The sequence below is a fragment of the Streptomyces sp. WAC05374 genome, from assembly GCF_004353505.1.
Lineage (GTDB): Bacteria > Actinomycetota > Actinomycetes > Streptomycetales > Streptomycetaceae > Streptomyces.
In genome coordinates, this window is the sequence record NZ_SMNQ01000015.1 from 25967 (window position 1) to 45146 (window position 19180).

The 19180-nt window shown below is 72.9% G+C and carries 20 protein-coding genes; 10 read left to right on the forward strand and 10 right to left on the reverse strand.

Features of this window, described 5'->3' with window-relative positions; translation table 11 throughout:
- Positions 1-19: 19 nt before the first annotated feature.
- The 3 genes from E2B92_RS24495 to E2B92_RS33055 form a co-directional block, all read right to left on the reverse strand.
- A complete protein-coding gene (locus E2B92_RS24495) occupies positions 20-1321 on the reverse strand; it encodes a DUF2637 domain-containing protein (protein ID WP_443070300.1) in 1302 nt (433 codons plus the stop codon).
- 106 nt (positions 1322-1427) lie between these two features.
- On the reverse strand, positions 1428-2162 hold the full coding sequence (locus E2B92_RS24500) for a DUF3558 domain-containing protein (RefSeq protein ID WP_126889576.1): 735 nt from the start codon (positions 2160-2162) through the stop codon (positions 1428-1430).
- Positions 2163-2284: 122 nt separating this feature from the next.
- Positions 2285-3148: a DUF3558 domain-containing protein gene (locus tag E2B92_RS33055; RefSeq protein ID WP_200836977.1), complete on the reverse strand. Its 864-nt coding sequence runs from the start codon at positions 3146-3148 to the stop codon at positions 2285-2287.
- Between the two features lie 190 nt (positions 3149-3338).
- Between E2B92_RS33055 and E2B92_RS24510 the strand changes: the two genes are divergently transcribed.
- The gene (locus tag E2B92_RS24510; protein WP_126883965.1) at positions 3339-4532 is read left to right on the forward strand and encodes an RtcB family protein; all 1194 of its coding nucleotides are present in this window, start codon (positions 3339-3341) and stop codon (positions 4530-4532) included.
- Between the two features lie 160 nt (positions 4533-4692).
- Here E2B92_RS24510 and E2B92_RS24515 read toward each other — a convergent pair whose 3' ends face one another.
- Positions 4693-5511: an SDR family NAD(P)-dependent oxidoreductase gene (locus tag E2B92_RS24515; protein WP_133087690.1), complete on the reverse strand. Its 819-nt coding sequence runs from the start codon at positions 5509-5511 to the stop codon at positions 4693-4695.
- A gap of 122 nt (positions 5512-5633) precedes the next feature.
- Here E2B92_RS24515 and E2B92_RS24520 point away from each other — a divergent pair, with 122 nt between their 5' ends.
- Both E2B92_RS24520 and E2B92_RS24525 read left to right on the forward strand, forming a co-directional pair.
- Positions 5634-6185 carry a hypothetical protein gene (locus E2B92_RS24520; RefSeq protein ID WP_126883963.1) on the forward strand — a complete coding sequence of 184 codons (552 nt, stop codon included), beginning with the start codon at positions 5634-5636 and terminating at the stop codon, positions 6183-6185.
- 42 nt (positions 6186-6227) lie between these two features.
- The gene (locus tag E2B92_RS24525; protein WP_126883962.1) at positions 6228-6938 is read left to right on the forward strand and encodes an AAA family ATPase; all 711 of its coding nucleotides are present in this window, start codon (positions 6228-6230) and stop codon (positions 6936-6938) included.
- An 11-nt stretch (positions 6939-6949) separates the two neighbouring features.
- Here E2B92_RS24525 and E2B92_RS24530 read toward each other — a convergent pair whose 3' ends face one another.
- Positions 6950-8368 (reverse strand): FAD-dependent monooxygenase, encoded by a 1419-nt coding sequence (locus tag E2B92_RS24530; protein WP_126883961.1) that lies wholly within the window; start codon positions 8366-8368, stop codon positions 6950-6952.
- A gap of 138 nt (positions 8369-8506) precedes the next feature.
- Between E2B92_RS24530 and E2B92_RS24535 the strand changes: the two genes are divergently transcribed.
- On the forward strand, positions 8507-9067 hold the full coding sequence (locus E2B92_RS24535) for a TetR/AcrR family transcriptional regulator (protein WP_126883960.1): 561 nt from the start codon (positions 8507-8509) through the stop codon (positions 9065-9067).
- 81 nt (positions 9068-9148) lie between these two features.
- Positions 9149-9634: a MarR family winged helix-turn-helix transcriptional regulator gene (locus tag E2B92_RS24540; protein ID WP_235023959.1), complete on the forward strand. Its 486-nt coding sequence runs from the start codon at positions 9149-9151 to the stop codon at positions 9632-9634.
- Between the two features lie 192 nt (positions 9635-9826).
- On the opposite strand, the gene E2B92_RS24545 is transcribed toward E2B92_RS24540, so the two are convergent.
- The 4 genes from E2B92_RS24545 to E2B92_RS24560 form a co-directional block, all read right to left on the reverse strand.
- Positions 9827-10561, reverse strand: a complete 735-nt coding sequence (locus tag E2B92_RS24545; RefSeq protein WP_126883959.1) for a Mut7-C RNAse domain-containing protein — start codon at positions 10559-10561, stop codon at positions 9827-9829.
- Between the two features lie 64 nt (positions 10562-10625).
- Positions 10626-11477 carry an NAD(P)H-binding protein gene (locus E2B92_RS24550; RefSeq protein WP_126883958.1) on the reverse strand — a complete coding sequence of 284 codons (852 nt, stop codon included), beginning with the start codon at positions 11475-11477 and terminating at the stop codon, positions 10626-10628.
- Positions 11478-11770: 293 nt separating this feature from the next.
- Positions 11771-12529, reverse strand: a complete 759-nt coding sequence (locus tag E2B92_RS24555) for a metallophosphoesterase (RefSeq protein ID WP_126883957.1) — start codon at positions 12527-12529, stop codon at positions 11771-11773.
- A 59-nt stretch (positions 12530-12588) separates the two neighbouring features.
- Positions 12589-13134 carry a GNAT family N-acetyltransferase gene (locus E2B92_RS24560; RefSeq protein ID WP_126883956.1) on the reverse strand — a complete coding sequence of 182 codons (546 nt, stop codon included), beginning with the start codon at positions 13132-13134 and terminating at the stop codon, positions 12589-12591.
- A gap of 87 nt (positions 13135-13221) precedes the next feature.
- On the opposite strand from E2B92_RS24560, the gene E2B92_RS24565 reads away from it, so the two are divergent.
- Positions 13222-14085, forward strand: a complete 864-nt coding sequence (locus E2B92_RS24565) for an ABC transporter substrate-binding protein (protein WP_235023960.1) — start codon at positions 13222-13224, stop codon at positions 14083-14085.
- 80 nt (positions 14086-14165) lie between these two features.
- Here E2B92_RS24565 and E2B92_RS24570 read toward each other — a convergent pair whose 3' ends face one another.
- Entirely contained in the window at positions 14166-14753 is a 588-nt protein-coding gene (locus E2B92_RS24570; RefSeq protein WP_185923526.1) for a hypothetical protein, read from the reverse strand.
- Between the two features lie 303 nt (positions 14754-15056).
- Between E2B92_RS24570 and hemL the strand changes: the two genes are divergently transcribed.
- The 4 genes from hemL to E2B92_RS24590 all read left to right on the forward strand — a co-directional run bounded on the left by hemL (position 15057) and on the right by E2B92_RS24590 (position 19171).
- Positions 15057-16364, forward strand: coding sequence for a glutamate-1-semialdehyde 2,1-aminomutase (gene hemL, locus E2B92_RS24575; protein WP_126883954.1), 1308 nt, complete (start codon positions 15057-15059; stop codon positions 16362-16364).
- A complete protein-coding gene (locus E2B92_RS24580) occupies positions 16361-17050 on the forward strand; it encodes a histidine phosphatase family protein (protein WP_126883953.1) in 690 nt (229 codons plus the stop codon). The genes hemL and E2B92_RS24580 overlap by 4 nt, the downstream gene beginning before the upstream one ends.
- A gap of 218 nt (positions 17051-17268) precedes the next feature.
- Complete coding sequence (locus E2B92_RS24585) at positions 17269-18498, forward strand: hypothetical protein (protein ID WP_126883952.1); 1230 nt, start codon at positions 17269-17271, stop codon at positions 18496-18498.
- A 67-nt stretch (positions 18499-18565) separates the two neighbouring features.
- Complete coding sequence (locus E2B92_RS24590; protein WP_126883951.1) at positions 18566-19171, forward strand: TlpA family protein disulfide reductase; 606 nt, start codon at positions 18566-18568, stop codon at positions 19169-19171.
- Positions 19172-19180 lie beyond the last annotated feature (9 nt).

A 19180-nucleotide genomic window follows, 5' to 3' on the forward strand; every position in this document is an offset into this window, starting at 1 on the left:
CGGTGGGGCGGCGAGGGGGTCAGGCGATGTGTTCGGCGGCGAGTTCGGCCTGGTAGCGGTTCTTGTACTCGGGCAGCAGGCGGCGCAGCAGGACCGCGCTGAGGGGGTGACGGATGCCGTAGCCGTCGGCGAGGTGTATGTCGAGGACGTCCACGCTGGGCCAGTCGTTGTTCTCGTCGACGTACTGCTTGAACACCGGGTACGCGAGGCGGCCGAACTCCTCGGCGTCCGGGTCGGCGGGATCGGGGGCGGACGGGCCGAAGTCCTCGGCGTGCGGGCCGGCCGGTCCGGCGGGCAGTGGTTCGTCGTCGGTGCCGGGGCCGGGCGGGATGTGCGCCGGAGCGGGCTCCGGGCCCTCGGTGTGGGCGGGCGCGTAGGGGCGCGCGGGGGTGTCCTGCGGCAGGTGCGCGGCGGCGAACCAGGGGCTCTCGTGGTTGGCGGGGAGCTGGGGGGCGGCCTCGGGCACGGGCTGGGGTTCCGGCTGCGGCTGCGGCTGCGGCTGCGGTTCGGGGTGCGGCTGCGGTTCGGGGTGCGGGGCGGCCTGGGGCTCGTCCTGCTCCTCGGGGCTCCGGTGGGGCTCCAGCTCGGGCGGGGTCTTGGCCGGCTGGACCGGGCTCGGGGGCAGCAGCACCGGCTCGATGCCCGCCGCCGCGAGGCCCGCCGGGGCCGTCTCGGCGAGCGGCACGCCGTACTTGGCCAGCCGCAGCGGCATCAGCGCCTCCACGGGGGCCTTGCGGCGCCAGGCCCGGCCGAATCGCGCCTGGAGGCGGGCCTGGTAGATCAGCCGGTCCTGTTCCAGCTTGATGACCTGCTCGTAGGAGCGCAGCTCCCACAGCTTCATCCGGCGCCACAGCCGGAACGTGGGCACGGGCGAGAGCAGCCACCGGGTGAGGCGTACGCCCTCCATGTGCTTGTCGGCCGTGATGTCGGCGATCCGGCCGATCGCGTGCCGCGCCGCCTCCACCGCGACGACGAACAGCACCGGGATGACGGCGTGCATGCCGACGCCGAGCGGGTCGGGCCAGGAGGCCGCGCCGTTGAAGGCGATCGTCGCGGCGGTCAGCAGCCAGGCGGTCTGGCGCAGCAGCGGGAAGGGGATGCGCAGCCAGGTCAGCAGCAGGTCGAGGGCGAGCAGGACGCAGATACCGGCGTCGATGCCGATGGGGAAGACGAGCGAGAAGTCGCCGAAGCCCTTCCGCTCGGCGAGCTCGCGCACCGCCGCGTACGAGCCGGCGAAGCCGATGCCGGCGATGATCACGGCACCCGTGATGACGACCCCGATGAGTATGCGGTGGGTCCGTGTCAGCTTCATCGCGGCCACCCGCGATCCCCTCCCCTTGATGTGTCCGAGCGGGCAAAGCCTGGCACACGTGTGCGGAGCCCGGACCTCGGGGGAGGGCCGGGCTCCGAAAACCGTTCCTGGGGGGTTACTTGTTGGCCGCCGCGACCGCGGCAACCGCCTCCTTGGTGGCCTTGACCGCGTCCTCCATCAGGTCCGACGGGGTCGGGGTCGTGGCGCCCGCGTAACCGGCGCCGTTGTAGGAGACGGTGATCAGGACGTTCTCCGTACGGGTCACGATCGCCGCGTACTTGAAGTCCTCGTCGGTCTTCTTCAGGCCGTAGCTGACGGCCGTCGCCTCGTTGCCGACGCCCGCCGCGGGCGAGGTCTTGACGCTGGTGGCACCCTCGGTCGCCTTCACCTTGGCGACCTCCTTGGTGTAGTTCGCCTGGGCGCGCTGCTCGCCGCTGCCGAGCGAGGGGTCGGAGTCGTAGCGCAGGAGCGAGATGTCGAGCCAGCGGTACTGCGAGCCCTTGACGCCCTTGTCGTCCAGGCCGTTCCACGCGCAGCTCCCACGGCTGGCCGTGTCGGTGGACTTGCCGGGCGTGCCCTTCTCGTTCTTCACCTCCGGCACCAGGTCCTCGATCGTCTTGGCGGTGATCGCCTTGCACGCCTCGGGCAGCTCCGTGTACTTCGGGGGCGCGACGGTCGGCGTGGGCTTCGTGGCGGCCTGCGGCGAGGAGGCGGTGGACGGCGACTGCGCGGTCGCGTCGCTCTTGCCGCCCTTGCTGTCGGAGTCCGACGAGCAGCCGGCGACGACGAGCATCACCGGTACGGCTGCGCAGGCGAGTATGCGGGTGAGTCGCGGGGCTGATCGGTGCATGGTTCCTTCAGTCGCTTGTCGTACGGTCCGGAGGTCCTACGGTCTACGGTCCCGACACGGTAGCCCGAGTCGGCGCGGGGGCGGCGGCGGGCCGGGGACGGAACGGGACGGTTCGGCCGCGGCTACTCGTCGAAACTGTCGGCGAGGTTCCGGGCCAGGCCCTGGGCCTTTTCCTGCAGTTCCTTGCTGTCGGGCACCTCGGTGACGCGGGCGGGCTGCTCGCCGTACCGGATGGTCACGATGACGTTCGATGTGCGGAACACCACGCTCACGGTGCGGTGCCGGGCGGTCGAACCGGCGCGGGCGAGGACGTCGTCGATGAACGCCGCGTCGCCGAGGTCGGCCAGCACGCGGGGCTCCAGGCCCTCGGGCGTGGCGGGGCTCCCGGTGGGGGCGGGGGAGGGGGTGCTCCTCGGCGTGGTGCCGGGGGCGCCGGCGGCGGCGGAGGAGGCGGGGGAGGCGGCTGCGCCGGAGGCGGGCGGGGCGGGGGACTGCGCCGTGCCGTCGGCGGGGGCGGCGGCCTGCGGGGAGGGGAGGCCGGCGGCGGTCTCCTTCTCCGCGTAGACCTGCTGGGCGCGGTCGTCGTCACTGACGGCGGGGTCGTAGGAGACGACGCGCTCGAAGTCCAGGGTGAGCTGGTGGGAGGCGTCCGGGCCCTCGCTCTTCCAACTGCATCCGGCGCGGCGGTCGGTGTCGTACGTCACGGCGGGGGTGCCGCGGTAGACCCGCTCGCGCTGCTCCTCGGGCAGCAGGGCGGCGCCCGGCAGCAGGTCCTTGAGCGTGGACCGCTGGAGGGAGCCGCAGGGCTCGAGGAGCGTGCGGTACTTGCCGGGGCGGCCGGCGGTGTCGGAGGGCCCGCCCGCCTTGGAGTCGGTGGTACCACCGTCCGGACCGGAGCCGGCGCTGCAGCCGGTGAGGCCGGCCACGCCGAAGGTGAGCGCCGCGAGGAGTGCGGCCACGCCGGGTACGTACGCCCTTCGCTGCACGGTCCCGGGCTCCTTTCGCTCTGGTGCCGGTCGGTACGGCCGGGCTTGGGAAAACGGGTTGCCGCTCGTCGCCGGCCGATGGACACAATGTGTATCGCACGCGCTGCCGTCGATGCCGGTCCGTTGTCGCTTATACGGACCTTGGAGCCGGTTTTTGCGCTTCCAGACTTAACGGGGGAATTGAGGAACTATGTCGTATGTAGAGGTGCCCGGGGCGAAGGTCCCGATCCGGATGTGGACCGATCCTTCCGCGGTGGAGGACGGGGCGATGCGGCAGCTCCAGAACGTCGCCACCCTGCCCTGGATCAAGGGACTGGCCGTGATGCCGGACGTGCACTACGGCAAGGGCGCGACGGTCGGTTCGGTGATCGCGATGCACGGGGCGGTCTGCCCGGCGGCGGTCGGTGTGGACATCGGCTGCGGCATGTCGGCGGTGAAGACGTCGCTGACGGCGAACGACCTGCCCGGCGACCTGTCGCGGCTGCGCTCGAAGATCGAGCAGGCCATCCCGGTCGGACGCGGCATGCACGACGACGTGGTGGACCCCGGCCGGCTGCACGGCCTGCCGACGGCGGGCTGGGACGACTTCTGGTCGCGGTTCGACGGGGTGGCGGAAGCGGTCAGGTTCCGCCGGGACCGGGCGGCGAAGCAGATGGGAACGCTCGGCGGGGGCAACCACTTCGTCGAACTCTGCATCGACGAGTCGGGTTCCGTCTGGCTGATGCTGCACTCCGGTTCCCGCAACATCGGCAAGGAACTCGCCGAGTACCACATCGGCCAGGCGCAGAAGCTCCCGCACAACCAGGGGCTGGTCGACCGCGACCTCGCCGTCTTCGTGGCGGACACCCCGCAGATGGCGGCGTACCGCAACGACCTCTTCTGGGCGCAGGAGTACGCCAAGCACAACCGCGCGATCATGATGGCGCTCTTCCAGGACGTGGTCCGCAAGGAGTTCAAGAAGGCCAAGGTCACCTTCGAGCCGGTCATCTCCTGCCACCACAACTACGTGGCGGAGGAGCGGTACGACGGGATGGACCTGCTGGTCACCCGCAAGGGCGCGATCCGGGCCGGTTCCGGCGAGTTCGGGATCATCCCGGGCTCGATGGGCACCGGCTCGTACATCGTGAAGGGCCTGGGCAACGAGGCCTCCTTCAACTCGGCCTCGCACGGCGCGGGGCGGAAGATGAGCCGCAGTGCCGCCAAGCGGCGGTTCACGACGCGGGACCTGGAGGACCAGACGCGGGGTGTGGAGTGCCGCAAGGACTCCGGCGTCGTGGACGAGATCCCCGGCGCGTACAAGCCGATCGAGCAGGTCATCGACCAGCAGCGGGACCTGGTGCAGGTCGTGGCGAAGCTCAAGCAGGTGGTGTGCGTGAAGGGCTGAAGGGCTGGGCGCACTGGTCGGACGGATCGGTGACGCGGCCGGCTGGTGCGTGGCCGCTGATGCCGGTGTGGGGGACGGGGAGGGCCCCGGCGGGTTGACGCCGGGGCCCTTCGCCGTGCCGGTGGGTCGGCGCCCGGGGCGCTTCGCCTGCGCCGGGGGGCTACGCCTCCCGGTGGACCTTGGTGTTGGAGGCCTGGGCGCGGGGGCGGACGACGAGGAGGTCGATGTTGACGTGGGCGGGGCGGGTGACCGCCCAGGTGATGGTGTCGGCGACGTCGTCGGCGGTGAGGGGGTCGGGGACGCCCGCGTAGACCTTGGCCGCCTTCTCGGTGTCGCCGCGGAACCGGGTGGTGGCGAACTCGTCGGTCTTGACCATGCCGGGGGCGACCTCGATGACGCGGACCGGCGTGCCCACGATCTCCAGGCGGAGGGTCTCGGCGAGGACGCGGGCGCCGTTCTTGGCGGCGACGTAGCCCGCGCCGCCCTCGTAGGTGGCGTGCCCGGCGGTGGAGCTGACCACGACCACCGTGCCGGCGCCGCTCGCGGTGAGCGCGGGCAGCAGGGCCTGGGTCATGTGGAGCGTGCCGATCACGTTGACCTCGTACATCCGGCGCCAGTCGGCGGGGTCTCCGGTGGCGACGGGGTCGGCGCCGAGGGCCCCGCCCGCGTTGTTGACGAGGACGTCGACCGAGGGGAAGCGGTCGAGGCTCGCGGCGAAGGCGTCGACGGCCGCGCGGTCGGTCACGTCGAGCGCGTATGCCGTCGCCCCGTGGCCGGCGGCGGTCAGCTCGGCGGCCAGCGCCTCGACGCGGTCCTCGCGGCGGGCGACGAGCACGACGTGGTGGCCGGCCGCGGCGAGCTGCCGTGCCGTGGCGGCGCCGATGCCGCTGCTCGCCCCGGTGACGACGGCGACCGGAGCGCCGGGGGAGCCGGGCGTGGCGGAGGGACCGGGGTCGGCGGCGGGGGTGGCGGCGGTCATGGGGGTACTCCTCGCGCAGGTGATCGAGCGGCCGGTACGCGGCCAGCATAAGTGGCCGCGAAGATCGCGCCCGAGCGGCGGGGGAGGCGAGTGACGGCCGGTCATATAGGTATGTTTCGGGCATGATGGCGATGCGCGGGAGTCTGCTGGTGGTGGCCGTGGCCACCGCCGTGGTGGCGACGGTGGGCGCGGGCGGCGGGGCCGCCGGGCATGTGCGGCCCACGGGGTCCGTGGGCTCGGCAGGGCACGTGCGCCCCGCGGGGGACTTGGGGCCCGCGGAGCATGTGGGGCCGGAGGCGGATGTGGCGCACCACGGTCACCTCTCCTACTGGGACGGGCGGCTGGACGTCGTACTGCTCAGTGAGAACCGCGGTCCCTCGGCGCTCGACGACACCACCGTGCGGCTGGCCTTCTCGGTTCCGCTCGCCGCCGGGCACGACCTGCCGGACGGCTGCGTCTGGGGCGGCGAGCGCGAGGTGCTGTGCTCCACCGGTCCGCTGCGGGTGGACGGCACGCGGCACGAGACGGCGCTCGCCCTGCGGACCGCCGGTGCGCCGCAGGAGCTGACGGCGCGGGTGGCCACCGCGTGGAACGGCGGCGCGACCGACCGGAACCCGGCCGACAACGACCACCGGGTGCTGGTCCTGGCGACGGGCGACCCGTACGTCTTCTGACGCCGTTTGCCCCGGGGCGGTGGTGGCGGTGAGACTCGGGGCGTGATCGTCGAACGTGCGTACGCCCATGTGGCCGGCCATGACGAGGGCGAGTGGCCCTGGTCGGTGCCGTGTGTGCGGTGGCTGATGGAGGAGGGGCTGCGGTTCACCGCGCCCGTGACGTTTCTGGTCGGGGAGAACGGCTCGGGCAAGTCGACCCTGGTCGAGGCCCTGGCGGAGGGCTTCGGCCTGGACTCCTGGGGCGGCTCGCACGACTGGCGGTACGCCACGCAGCGGGGCAAGTCGGTGCTGGGGGAGCGGGTGCGGTTCGAGGCCGCGACCTCCCGCGGGCGGCGGATGCTGGCGAGCCGGGCCGCCCGCAAGGGCTTCTTCCTGCGGGCCGAGACGGCGCTCGACGCGCTGGACCGGGAGGGGTTCGCACCGGATGCGGTCAGTCATGGCGAGGGCTTCCTGGCGGCGTTCCGGGGCAAGTTCCTCCAGCCCGGGCTGTATGTGATGGACGAGCCCGAGGCGGCGCTCTCGTTCAGCTCCTGCCTCGAACTCCTCGGGCACCTGGACCAGTTGGTGAAGCGGGGCGGCCAGGTCATCTGCGCCACCCACTCCCCGCTGCTGACCGCGCTGCCGGGCGCCGACATCGTCGAGGTCGGCGAGCACGGCCTGCGGCGGGTGGCCTGGCGGGACCTGGCCCTCGTCGACCACTGGCGCCGCTACCTCGCCGACCCGCAGGCGTATCTGCGGCACGTCCTGGACTAGTTCAGTCCGTTTCAGTCCGTGGCCCAGGCGATGTAGCCGTCGGGGCGGACCAGGAGGGTGTCGCGGCGGGCGGTGTTCGCCCAGCTCGCCCGTATGACCCGGCCGGGCACCGGCACGTCGGGGGTCCGGGCCGGGGCGCCCTGCGGGGCGATGAGGACGAACTCGCCCTTGCGGAGCAGCGCGTACAGCCGCCCCTCGGTCAGTGCCACGTCCGGGGCGCGCCGGCCCGTCAGGCGGTGGGCGCCGCGCGGGGCGCCGTACGCGATCCCGACGCCGGTGATCCCGCCGGCCACCTTGGTGGCCGCGGGGCGGACCGTGTTGATGACGCGGGTGCCGAGGGCGCGGACGGCCCGCTGGAAGGGGCCGTGGGCCATGGCGAGGCGGAGGAGGCCGCCGCTGCTGCGCAGCACCATCCGGCCGACGGGGTGCCGCTCGGCGTGGTAGCTGTCGAGCAGGGCCTCGGGGTCGGGGGCGTCCCCGCGCAGGACGGAGACGAGCTTCCAGGAGAGGTTCGCCGCGTCCTGGAGCCCGGTGTTCAGTCCCTGGCCGCCCGCCGGGGAATGGACGTGCGCCGCGTCCCCGGCGAGGAAGACGCGGCCGGTCCGGTAGGCGGGGACCTGGCGCTCGTCGCTGTGGAAGCGGGAGATCCAGCGGGCGTCGCGCATGCCGTAGTCCGTGCCGAAGGCGGACCGCGTGATGCCGCGCACCTCTTCGAGGTCGACGGGCTCGCTGTCGGGGACCTGGCGGTGGCGGTTCCAGCCCATGACCCGGTACCAGCCGTCGCCGAAGGGGGCGATGAAGGCGAAGGTCTCGCCGGTGCCATTGACCGTGACCAGGCCGGCGGGCTTCTCGGCGAGGCGGACGTCGGCCAGCACGATGGACCGGATGACCGAACGGCCGGGGAAGGGCAGTCCCAGCTCGCGGCGCACGGCGCTGCGGTGACCGTCGGCGCCCACGAGACAGCGGGCGCGCAGCGTGGTCCCCGTCCCGTCCGCGCCGGTGACCTCGGCGGTCACCGCGCCGGTCTCCTGGCGCAGGGCACGCAGCTCCGTGCCGTACCGGAACTCCACGCCGGCGGCGATGGCGCGGCGCTCCAGCAGGCGCTCGACCTCGTACTGCGGGGTGATGAGGATGAAGGGGAAGCGGGTGGGGAGGTGCGACAGGTCGAGCGTCAGCCGCTGGAAGAGGCTCATGCGGTCGATCGTGGTGCCCGTCTTGACCAGCTCGTCGGCCAGGTCCCGGGCGTCGAGCTGCTCCAGCGTGCGGGCGTGCACGCCGAAGGCGCGCGTCATGTTGCTGACCTCGTGGGGTCGCCGCTCGACGACCGTGACGCTCAGGCCCGCGGAGGCGAGGTCGCCCGCGAGCAGCAGTCCGGTGGGGCCAGCGCCCACCACGATGACGTCGATCTCCGTGCCGGCCGTGCCTTCCATGGCAGCCTCCTCGGCTTGACGATCGCTGCTCCGCGGCCGCCGGACCCTCCCGGTCAACAGCCGTTGGTCAACGCTTGTTGGCAACACTAGCCACCGCCCGGCTGGCGTGTCAACGGGTGTTGGCCTACAGTTGTTGGCATGACGACTGCTCGCCGCTCCGACGCCACCCGCGCCGCCATTCTGGAGGCGGCCAGGGAGCGGTTCGCCGCGGACGGATACGAGCGCGCCACCATCCGCGCCATCGCCCGGGACGCGGGCATCGACCCGTCCATGGTCATGCGGTACTACGGCAACAAGGAGGGGCTCTTCGTCGCCGCCTCCGAGATGGACCTGCGCATGCCCGAGTTCGGAGCGGCGCCCGCCAAGCACATCGGTGCCGCCCTGGTCTCGCACTTCCTCGACCGCTGGGAGCAGGACGACGTCCTGACCGGCGTACTGCGGGTCGGCGTCACCATGGAGGCGGGCGCCGAGCGCATGCGGGCGGTGTTCGCCGAGCAGCTCGGACCCGTCGTGGCCGCCGTCTGCCCCGACCCGGCCGAGGCCCCGCGCCGCGCCGCGCTCGCCGCCTCGCAGTTCCTGGGCCTCGCGCTGGCCCGGTACGTGGTGCGGCTCGAGCCCGCCGCCGAGATGCCGCGCGAGGAAGTGATCGCCTGGGTCGCGCCCACCATCCAGCGGTACCTGACGGCGGAGCGGCCGTAGGGCGCCGGCCGCCGCGGGGCCTGCCCCGGCGGGGGCCCGGCGGGTCCCGGCGCGGGGCGGACCGCTTCGTACACTCTGCGCATGGTGCGAAGGAAGCGGCTGATGGCCGAGCTGTCCGGTGAGGCCCGCCGCTACATGGCCGCGTACGCGCTGTTCAACCAGGCCCTCGCCGACCACCTGGGGCTGCACCCCACCGACGTGCAGTGCCTGAACCTGCTCGACCTGGAGCCCGGCCCCGTCACCACCGGGCGCATCGCCGAGCTGACCGGGCTCACCACCGGCTCCGCGACCCGGCTCGTCGACCGGCTGGAACGGGCCGGGTACGTCACCCGCGAGCGCGACGCGAACGACCGGCGGCGGGTGCTCGTGGCCACCGTGCCCGGGCGGATGGCCGAGTTCGGTGCGGTGTGGGAGCGCGTGGGCACCCCGTGGGCGGCGATGTTCGACGCGTACACGGAGGACGAACTGGCCTTCCTCACCGCCCACATGCGCCGCACGGTCGAGGTCAGCGCCGAGCAGATCGCGGGCCTGCGCGCGCAGCCCGCGCCCGAGGGCCCGGCGGGCTAGGGAGTGTCTTGCCGATCTTGCCGGGCTCGCGACGCCTGGCACGCACGCTCGCAGCGTTGTCGTCGGTCGCCAATGTCCCCCGTAGCCCTACGGGCACGGGAGGTGCCCCCACCGCAGTGGCTCCCTCCTCCGCCTTGCGATCGCACGCACCAGACGCCGCTCCCTGATCCGGCCTGATCGACAAGACACCCCCTAGGCGGCCGCGCCGCCGAACTCGCGCAGCGCGTCCTCGACGATCGCCTCCAGGCGCGCGTGGTGCGCGCCGCGCCAGTACACCCGGCCGCACTCGGTGCACTGCGCGAAGACGTCGTACGTGCGCTGCGTGCCCTGCTCCAAGTGCCCCCGCACCGCGTCCTTGTCGGCGTCGGCCAGCGGGCCGTTGCACGCCGTGCACCGCGTCCACGGGGCCAGCGGCGGGGCGAACCGTTCCAGCACGTCCCGCAGTTGGTCGTCCGGCCGGTCGCTGTAGACGTAGGCGCCGGCCCACAGCTCACGCCGCCGCAGCAGGCCCCGGTCGCGGGAGAGCATCACGCGCCGCTCCTTCGCCGACCAGGTGGCCAGCGCCGGGTCGCCGATGTCCTCGCTCTCGTACGCCGCGTCGACGCCGAGCAGCCGCAACCGGCGCGCCAGCGTGCCCAGATGGACGTCGAGCAGGAACCGCAGCGGGGCGCCCGGCACCAACTGCGGGCGCTCGATGCCGAGCACCTCGACGTGCTCGCCGGCCGCCGGGATGTGCGCGGGCGTGACCGGGCGGCCGTCGACCAGCAGCCGGCCCGCCTCCGTGAGCGGCACGCCGAGCGACTCGACGACATGGCCGAGCGTGGACGCCCCGTCGGTGACCACGGCGGAGCGCCCGCTGCGGCGCGGGGCGGCGACGAAGAGGCCCAGGGCGGGCGCGAAGCTGATGTGGATCTCCGGTCCGTTCACGTCGTCAGCATGCCACCGGGCGGGCCGGGCCAGCCAGGTCATTACGCCCGGGGCCGGGCCCCGCTCAGCCCCTGAACGCCTCCGCGTGATCGGCCGCCCACCGGGCGAACGTGCGGGCCGGCCGCCCGGTCACCTCCTCGACGGTACGGGTCAGCGGCACCGGCGCCGCCGCGCTCGCGCGCCAGTACGCGAGCAGCGCGTCGGCGAACTCGGCCGGGAGGTACGCCTCGACCGACGCCTTCCACTCCTCCGGCGTCACCCTGCCGACCGATATCCCGCGCCCGGCCGCACGCGCCAGGACGCGCACCTGCTCGGCGAAGGTGAGCGCCTCCGGGCCGGTCAGCACCAGGGAGGAGCCGCGCAGCCGGTCGTCCGTGAGAGCGGCGTACGCCACGTCGGCGAGGTCCGCCTCGTGGAGGGGGTCGCCGACCGCGTCCGGGTACGGCAGGTCCACGGCACCCGTCGCCCGCACCGCCGGCGCCCACTGGAGGGCGTTGGTGGCGAACGCGCCCGGCTGGAGGCAGGTCACGTCGAACGCGCCGTCGGCGGACGCGGCGGCCAGTGCGCGCTCGGCCGCGAGGTGGGGTGCGGCGACGGGGTTCGCCGCGGCGTCCGGGGACAGGACCGCGCTGGAGGAGAGCAGCACGATGTGGCGGACCCCGGCGGCCCGGGCCTCGGTGACGAACGCGTCGATGTGGCGCGCGTCCGCGTACAGGAACACGGAGTCGACCCCGTCGAGCGCCGCGCGGAACGTCTCCGGGGCGCCGAGGTCGCAGCGGACGGTGTCGACGCCGGGCGGCGGGGCGAAGTGGGCCGGGCTCGACGAGGCGGCCCGGACGGGGATGCCCTTGCCGTACAGGAGCGTGAGGAGGGTGGAGCCGACGCGGCCGCGGCATCCGGTGACGAGAACGGTCATGGTGGACGTGCCCCTTACATGGGTTGCGTAGAACAGAATCTGTGTGACGCAGATAAATGTCCGTCGGAGGCCCCGGGGCCGTCAAGCCATTTAGCCGCCGGGGGCGCCGCCGTGCCGCGCCCCCGGCGGGGTGGTCCGGGGTGCGGCCGTCCGGCGCCCGGGGCGCGACGGGTGCCCTCCGGCGCCTTCGGGGGTACGACCCTCCCCGTGTGGTGGGAGGTGCTCTACGGCGCGAACCTCGTGCCTGGTGGGGAGGTGTCCTGCGGCGCGACTCCCGCGTGGTGGGGAGTGCCCTACGGCACCACCCGGAAGTGCGTGGTCACCCGGCCGTCCGCATCCAGCACGTGGAACGCCACCCCGGGCGGCGCCGCCCGGTCCGTCAGGCCCTCGCCGCCCTCCCACGGCAGGCGCAGCGTCGAGACCACGCCGGGGGCCACCAGCAGGGGCCGGCCCGCGAACGTCGAGGCGGCGGGCGTGTGGGCGTGGCCGGTGAGGATCGCGGGGACGGTCGTCCGCCCCTCCAGTACCTCGGCGAGCCGGTCCGCGTTGGTCACATTCATGGAGTCGACGTACGGGTGGTGCAGCAGGGCGGGCGGGTGGTGGAACGCCGGGACGGCCGGGGTGCCGCCCAGCCCGTCCAGTGTGCGGGTCAGCCAGTCGAGGGTCTCGTCGTCCAGGAACCCCTCGTCCTGCCCGGGGATCGTCGAGTCCATGAGCAGCAGCGCGTGCCCCGCCACCCGGTGCAGCCGGTTGACCGGCCCGGTGCCGCCGGACCCGCCCTCGCCGCCCTCCTCGCCGAGCAGCACCTCGCGGTACGCGGCGCGGTCGTCGTGGTTGCCCGGGCAGGGGAGCGCGGGCGCGCGCAGGCCGGCCAGCAGCCGCGCCGCCTCCGCGTACTGCTCCGGGGTGCCGTGGTCCGCGATGTCACCGGTGACCAGCACCGCGTCCGGCTGCCGGGACAGCCCGTTCAGGTACGCGACCACGCGCGCCGCCCGCTCCGTCGCGCGCTCGGTGCCGTCGAGATGCAGGTCGCTGATGTGAGCCAGCAGCAAAGGAGCCCCCTCCGTCGGCGGGCGCGGGACAGCGCCCACCTCCTAATGGTTTGGCGATCTTAAACCATTAGTGAGTCCCCAGGGCCGGCCTCCAGGTCCAGCCTCCAGTCGTTGCAGCGCAGCGGCCGGCCCGGCGGGTACTCGAAGTCCCGCTCGCCCAGCAGCTCGAAGCCCGCCTTGCGGCACACCGCGTTCGACGCGGCGTTGCCCACCGAGGGGAACGCGTGCAGATACCGGTGCTTGCGCGCCGCCCGCGCCCGCTCCGCCACGGCGACCGTCGCCGCCGTCGCCACGCCCCGCCCCTGGAAGCCCGCCAGCACGGTCCACCCGGTCTCGTACACCCGTGTCCCGTCCCAGGTCTGCTCCCAGAAGCCGATCACCCCGACCGGGACCTCCTCCGGCTCCAGCACGATCCGGAACATCCGCCCCGCCCCGGTGCGGTCCGCGCTCAGGTCGACGTACCGCTGGTGCCGTTTGACCAGTTGCTCCTCCGTCTCCGGCCCGCCCAGGTGGGCCATCAGCTCCGGCGCGTTCGCCGCCTTGAGCAGGCCGAGGTCCCGCTCGGACCACGCCTCGAGCCGTACCGGCGATGTGTCGCTTCCCATGCCCAGCACTGTAGGGCGGGGGTCCGGCAACGAGGCGGTCTTGTGCGGGCCCCCCGGCCGCTCCAAGGTGGAGCGAAGTCCGGCCACTTGAGCAGGGGGGAGCCCGGCGTGTGGGAGTTCGGCGACGACACGGAGCAGGCGATACGGACGGCCCGCCGGCCGCGGCGCGTGGTGGCGTACGTACGCGCCGGCGCAGCCCTGCACGACCTGGGCGTGACGCCCGTGGCCGTGTACGGATCAGGCCACGACGGTGACCGCCTCGACCCGGCCAAGGCGGGTGCCCTGGCCGGGGCGGGCGTGCCCTACCTCGGCCCCGGCAAGGACCTGACGGACGACGCGCTGGGCGCCCTGCGCCCGGACCTGGTGGTCGACCTGACGTACGACGGCAAGAACCCGTACGCGATGGTCCGCCCGCCCGCCGCCCCGCTGCTCGCCCTCTCGGTGGCGGGCACGCCGCTCCCGGCGATGCTGGCCCGCTTCCGGGCCCTGGCGGCCGCCCTCCGCGACCCGGACGCCCCGGCCCCGGACGCCCCCGACCCGGTGGAGTCCTTCCGGGCCGCCGAGCGGGCCGTCCGCGACGCACCCCCCGCCCGGGTGCTCGCGCTGTCCGGCGCCGGGGACGGGCAGGTCCACCTCGCGCGGCCCGGGACCTGGCCGGAGCTGTGCCACCTCGCAGGCCTGGGCGTCCGGCTGATCGACCCGGACGAACTGGGCCCGGGCGGCGGCGTCAACTGGTTCACCACCGACTGGGAGCGCGCCGCCCGGCTGCGCCCGGACGTGCTCCTGGTGGACGACCGCGCCCACGCGGCCCCGCCACCGGCCGCCGCGGGGACGGTCACCGTCGTTCCCTGGAACCCCGAGACCCCGCCCAGCCCGGCCGCGTACGCCCGTTTCCTCCGCGCCGTCGCGCGCGGCCTCACCGAAGGCCGGCCTCAGGACCACCACACCTAGGCGAAGGGCCGCACCAGGGGTTCAGGACCCCGCCGGCGCAAAGGGCCACCCATCACCGCTCAGGGCCGCACCGAAGGACCTCAGGGCCACACCAGGCAGTACGGCTGATGGCCCGCTTCGTGCAGCCGCACGGAGAAGTCCTGCCACTCGTGCAGCAACTGGTAGACGTCGAACGCGTCCCGCGGCCCGCCGCGGTCCGGGACCGTCGACCAGATGAACGCCGCCGCGCCCACCGATTCCTCACCGATGCCGCGCAGCGGGTCGACCACCGTGGTCGGCAGCTTCACGACCGCGTAGTCGGGGTGCAGCACCACCAGCTCCAGCGGCGGGACCTTGTGCAGCGGCATGCCCTGGATGCCGGTCAGCACCATCGCGGCTATGGTCTCCGGCTTGATCTTGGTGAACATGCCGCCCATGCCGAGCTCGTCGCCGCCCAGCTCCTCGGGCCGCATCGAGATCGGCACGCGGGCCGCGGTCGCGCCGTTGGGGGCGCCGAAGTACTTGTACGTCACCCCCATGCCCCGGCCACCCCCGCTTCCGCTGCCCATCGGCCCCAAGGAGGCTCTGTCCCGCGAGACGTTGTCCTGCTCGCGCCGGTGCTTCCCCCGCCGGGCAGGCTCAGGGCCCAGGTCGTCGGTCCCCTCGCCCAGTCCGCCACCGCGATGCATATCTCCACCCGACTGCTTTTTAGGTAACACAGCCCCCGCCGCGCAACCCGATCATCGTGACAGTGACCTCCCCCGCGGACGTGTGGTGAAACACCTGTCCGCAAGAACGTCCGGGCCTCTGACACCATGGATTCCGTGAGCATTCCCTATGACGCCCCAGTTTCGCAGACCCGGAGGTCCGGCGCCTCGTCGTAAACAACGTCGCGGGCGGGCGAACCGTTCAGGGAAGGCCCACAGGCGTGGCCCCGGCCGCCATGCCCGAGCATTGCTGCCGTCAACTCGTTCTCGCAGGTCAGGACCAACGTGCCGTATTCATACGAAGCCCCAGTCTCACAGACGCTCTTCGACCGCGCGTCCCTCGTGACGCCCGGCGGCGTGAACTCTCCCGTACGGGCCTTCCGGGCCGTGGGCGGTACGCCCCGGTTCATGGTGTCCGGTACGGGTCCGTACCTCACGGACGCGGACGGGCGTGAGTACGTCGACCTCGTCTGCTCGTGGGGACCGATGATTCTCGGCCACGCGCACCCGGAGGTGATCGCCGCCGTGCAGGAGGCGGTCGCCCGCGGCACCTCCTTCGGCACGCCGGGTGAGGGCGAGGTCGCGCTCGCCGAGGAGATCGTGGCGCGGATCGAGCCCGTCGAGCAGGTACGGCTGGTGTCGTCCGGCACCGAGGCGACGATGTCGGCGATCCGCCTCGCCCGCGGTTTCACCGGCCGCGCCAAGGTCGTGAAGTTCGCCGGCTGCTACCACGGGCACGTGGACGCGCTGCTGGCCGCCGCCGGCTCGGGTCTCGCGACGTTCGCGCTCCCTGACACGCCCGGCGTCACCGGTGCCCAGGCGGGTGACACGATCGTCCTGCCGTACAACGACCTCGAGGCCGTGCGCCGCGCCTTCGCCGCGCACCCCGGTGAGATCGCCTGTGTGATCACCGAGGCGTCGCCCGGCAACATGGGCGTGGTCCCGCCCCGCGACGGCTTCAACCAGGGCCTGAAGGACCTGTGCGCCGAGAACGGGGCGCTGTACATCTCCGACGAGGTCATGACCGGCTTCCGTACGTCGAAGGCCGGCTGGTACGGCGTCGACGGCGTCACGCCCGACCTGATGACCTTCGGCAAGGTCATGGGCGGCGGCTTCCCGGCCGCCGCGTTCGGTGGCCGCGCCGACGTCATGGCGCACCTGGCGCCGGCCGGGCCGGTCTACCAGGCGGGCACCCTCTCCGGGAACCCGGTCGCCACCGCCGCCGGCCTGGCCCAGCTCCGGCTGCTCGACGACGCCGCGTACGCGAAGGTGAACGCCGTCTCGCGCGAGATCCAGGCCCTGGTGACCGCGGCGCTCGCCAAGGAGGGCGTGGCCCACCGCCTCCAGACGGCGAGCAACATGTTCTCCGTCTTCTTCACCGACGCCGAGGTCCTGGACTACGACGACGCGAAGAAGCAGGAGTCGTTCCGCTTCACCGCGTTCTTCCACGCGATGCTGGCGCAGGGCGTCTACCTGCCGCCGTCGGCCTTCGAGTCGTGGTTCGTCTCCACGGCCCACGACGAGCGCGCCGTGGAGCGGATCGCCGCCGCCCTGCCCGCCGCCGCCCGCGCCGCCGCGGAGGCGACCGCATGAGCACCACGGGGAACGACGACATCACGGTCGTCCACCTGATGCGCCACGGCGAGGTGCACAACCCCGACGGCGTCCTGTACGGGCGCCGGGCGGGCTACCACCTGTCCGAGCTCGGCCGCCAGATGGCCGACCGGGTCGCCGAGCACCTCGCGGGCCGCGACGTGACGCACGTCGTCGCCTCGCCGCTGGAGCGGGCGCAGGAGACGGCCCAGCCGATCGCCAAGTCGCACGGGCTGGACCTCGCCACCGACGAGCGGCTGATCGAGGCGGGCAACGTCTTCGAGGGCAAGACCTTCGGGGTGGGCGACGGCGCGCTGCGCCGGCCGGCGAACTGGCGGCACCTGACCAACCCGTTCCGGCCCTCGTGGGGCGAGCCGTACATCGACCAGGTCGTGCGGATGATGGGCGCGCTGAACGCGGCGCGTGACGCGGCGCGCGGGCACGAGGCGGTCTGCGTCAGCCACCAGCTCCCGATCTGGATCGTCCGCAGCTTCGTCGAGCGGCGGCGGCTGTGGCACGACCCGCGCCGCCGGCAGTGCACGCTCGCGTCGCTGACCACGTTCACCTACCGGGGCGACAGGATCGTCTCGGTCGGCTACAGCGAGCCGGCCCGCGATCTGGTCCCGCCGCACCTGCTGGCCGGTGCCAAGCCGGTGAAGGGCAAGTCCAAGGCGTTCGGCGCCTGAGGCCCACGGGACCGTCGGCCACTGGCCCCCCACCCCCCAACCCCCGAACCCGGCCCGCCGGGGCGCATGCCGCCCGGCGGGCCGGGTTCGTCGGTAATCGGCCCGTTACCCAGAAGATTATGTGCTGATCGGCGGAACCGTCCGCTTCCTCAGGCCCTCTCACACATTGCCGGTTTGGAAGGTATGTCCGGCAACGAGCGAGCGCGGATGGGGACGATATGCGCGGGATCAGTCGAAGGGGCCTGCTGGGAGCCGGAGTCGGCACCGCGGCCGCGATCGGAGTCGGCGGCTGCGGGTTCGGCGGCTCGGACAAGGCCGAGTCCGGCAAGGGTGGCCGGAAAGGTACGACCGCCCCCGGCAAGGTAGAGGGGCGACTCATAGGCGACGGTTCCACCTCGGACACCGGAAAGCAGCCGAACCAGCCCGGCAAGCCCGAGCCGCTGGAGCCCGGGCAGACCCCGCCGCAGTTCGTGATCTTCTCCTGGGACGGGGCCGGTGAGGTCGGCAACGGCCTCTTCCCGCGCTTTCTCGAACTCGCCAGGAACCACGACGCGGCCATGACCTTCTTCCTCTCCGGGCTGTATCTGCTGCCCGAATCGAAGAAGACCCTCTACCGGCCGCCGAACAACCGCACCGGCGCCTCGGACATCGGTTACCTCACCGACGACCACATCAAGCAGACCCTGAAGTACGTCCGCCAGGCGTGGCTCGACGGGCACGAGATAGGGACCCATTTCAACGGCCACTTCTGCGCCGGCTCCGGCTCGGTGGAGAAGTGGACCCCGGCCGACTGGCAGAGCGAAATCGACCAGGCGGTGAAATTCGTCACCGAATGGAAGACCATCAGTGGCTGGACCGACGTCGAACCGCTGCCCTTCGACTACCGCAAGGAGCTGGTGGGCGCCCGCACCCCCTGCCTGCTCGGCCAGGACAACCTGCTGCCCACCGCCAGGAAGCTCGGCTGGCGCTACGACGCCAGCTCGCCCGGCGGCCACCAGAAGTGGCCCGTCAAGCGCCAGGGCCTGTGGGACCTCCCGCTCCAGCAGATCCCCTTCCCGGGGCGCTCCTTCGAGGTCCTCTCCATGGACTACAACATGCTCGCCAACCAGTCCAAGAACACCACCAAGGGCATGCCGTCGCGCTATCCCGAATGGAAGAAGCAGGCCGCCGAGGCCTACCTCGCCGGATTCACGCGCGCCTACGAATCGAATCGCGCGCCCTTCTACATCGGCAACCACTTCGAGCAGTGGAACGGCGGCATCTACATGGACGCCGTGGAAGAGGCCCTCAAGGGGATGGCCGGCAAGAAGGACGTGCGGCTGGTGTCGTTCAAGCAGTTCTGCGACTGGCTCGACGTCCAGGACCCCAAGATCCTCGACAAGCTCCGTACGCTCGAGGTCGGCCAATCGCCGGCCGGAGGCTGGAACACCTTCCTTAAGTCCGCCTGACATCGGGCTTTACGGGCAGCCAGGGGGGCGCGCAAGATCCCCGAAACGTACATGCGAAACTTTTCACATGAGCCTTAGCCGCGCCCCCCGAGGCCTCCTGCTCACCGCCGGTGCCCTGGCGGCCGCGCTCACGCTGACCGCGTGCAGCGGCGGCTCCAACGGCACGTCCGGCGGTGGCGGCAACACCAACTTCGTCACCAACACCGGCGGTATCGAGTCCGTCGCCAAGGGCGAGCGGAAGGCGCCGAAGGAGATCGCGGGCGAGACCCTCGACGGCGAGCGGCTGGACGTGGCCGACCTCAAGGGCAAGGTCGTCGTCCTCAACGTCTGGGGCTCCTGGTGCGGCCCCTGCCGGGCCGAGGCCAAGCACTTCACCAAGACCGCCAAGGACCTGGCCCCCAAGGGCGTGGCGTTCGTCGGGATCAACACCCGGGACCCCAACAAGCAGCCCGCCCTCGCCTTCGAGAAGGACTACGGCGTCCCGTACCCGAGCCTGTACGACCCGGTCGGCGAGCTGGTCCTCAACGGTTTCCCCAAGGGCACCCTCAACCCGCAGGCCATCCCCTCCACCGTCGTCCTCGACCGTGAAGGCAAGATCGCCGCGCGCGCGCTCACCGCGCTCAACGAGGAGCAGCTCCGCACGATGATCGACCCGCTCCTGGCCGAGAAGTGACGGAGCGCT

Bases quoted from the DNA above. Each gene is read 5' to 3' on its own strand.
- E2B92_RS24550 (WP_126883958.1), bottom strand. From the start codon at position 11,477: ATGACCGTTCTCGTCACCGGATGCCGCGGCCGCGTCGGCTCCACCCTC.
- E2B92_RS24515 (WP_133087690.1), bottom strand. From the start codon at position 5,511: ATGACCGCCGCCACCCCCGCCGCCGACCCCGGTCCCTCCGCCACGCCC.
- E2B92_RS24570 (WP_185923526.1), bottom strand. From the start codon at position 14,753: ATGCATCGCGGTGGCGGACTGGGCGAGGGGACCGACGACCTGGGCCCT.
- E2B92_RS24540 (WP_235023959.1), top strand. From the start codon at position 9,149: ATGGTGCGAAGGAAGCGGCTGATGGCCGAGCTGTCCGGTGAGGCCCGC.
- E2B92_RS24580 (WP_126883953.1), top strand. From the start codon at position 16,361: ATGAGCACCACGGGGAACGACGACATCACGGTCGTCCACCTGATGCGC.
- E2B92_RS24560 (WP_126883956.1), bottom strand. From the start codon at position 13,134: ATGGGAAGCGACACATCGCCGGTACGGCTCGAGGCGTGGTCCGAGCGG.
- E2B92_RS24590 (WP_126883951.1), top strand. From the start codon at position 18,566: ATGAGCCTTAGCCGCGCCCCCCGAGGCCTCCTGCTCACCGCCGGTGCC.
- E2B92_RS24535 (WP_126883960.1), top strand. From the start codon at position 8,507: ATGACGACTGCTCGCCGCTCCGACGCCACCCGCGCCGCCATTCTGGAG.
- E2B92_RS24530 (WP_126883961.1), bottom strand. From the start codon at position 8,368: ATGGAAGGCACGGCCGGCACGGAGATCGACGTCATCGTGGTGGGCGCT.
- E2B92_RS24500 (WP_126889576.1), bottom strand. From the start codon at position 2,162: ATGCACCGATCAGCCCCGCGACTCACCCGCATACTCGCCTGCGCAGCC.
- E2B92_RS24510 (WP_126883965.1), top strand. From the start codon at position 3,339: ATGTCGTATGTAGAGGTGCCCGGGGCGAAGGTCCCGATCCGGATGTGG.
- E2B92_RS24585 (WP_126883952.1), top strand. From the start codon at position 17,269: ATGCGCGGGATCAGTCGAAGGGGCCTGCTGGGAGCCGGAGTCGGCACC.
- E2B92_RS24520 (WP_126883963.1), top strand. From the start codon at position 5,634: ATGATGGCGATGCGCGGGAGTCTGCTGGTGGTGGCCGTGGCCACCGCC.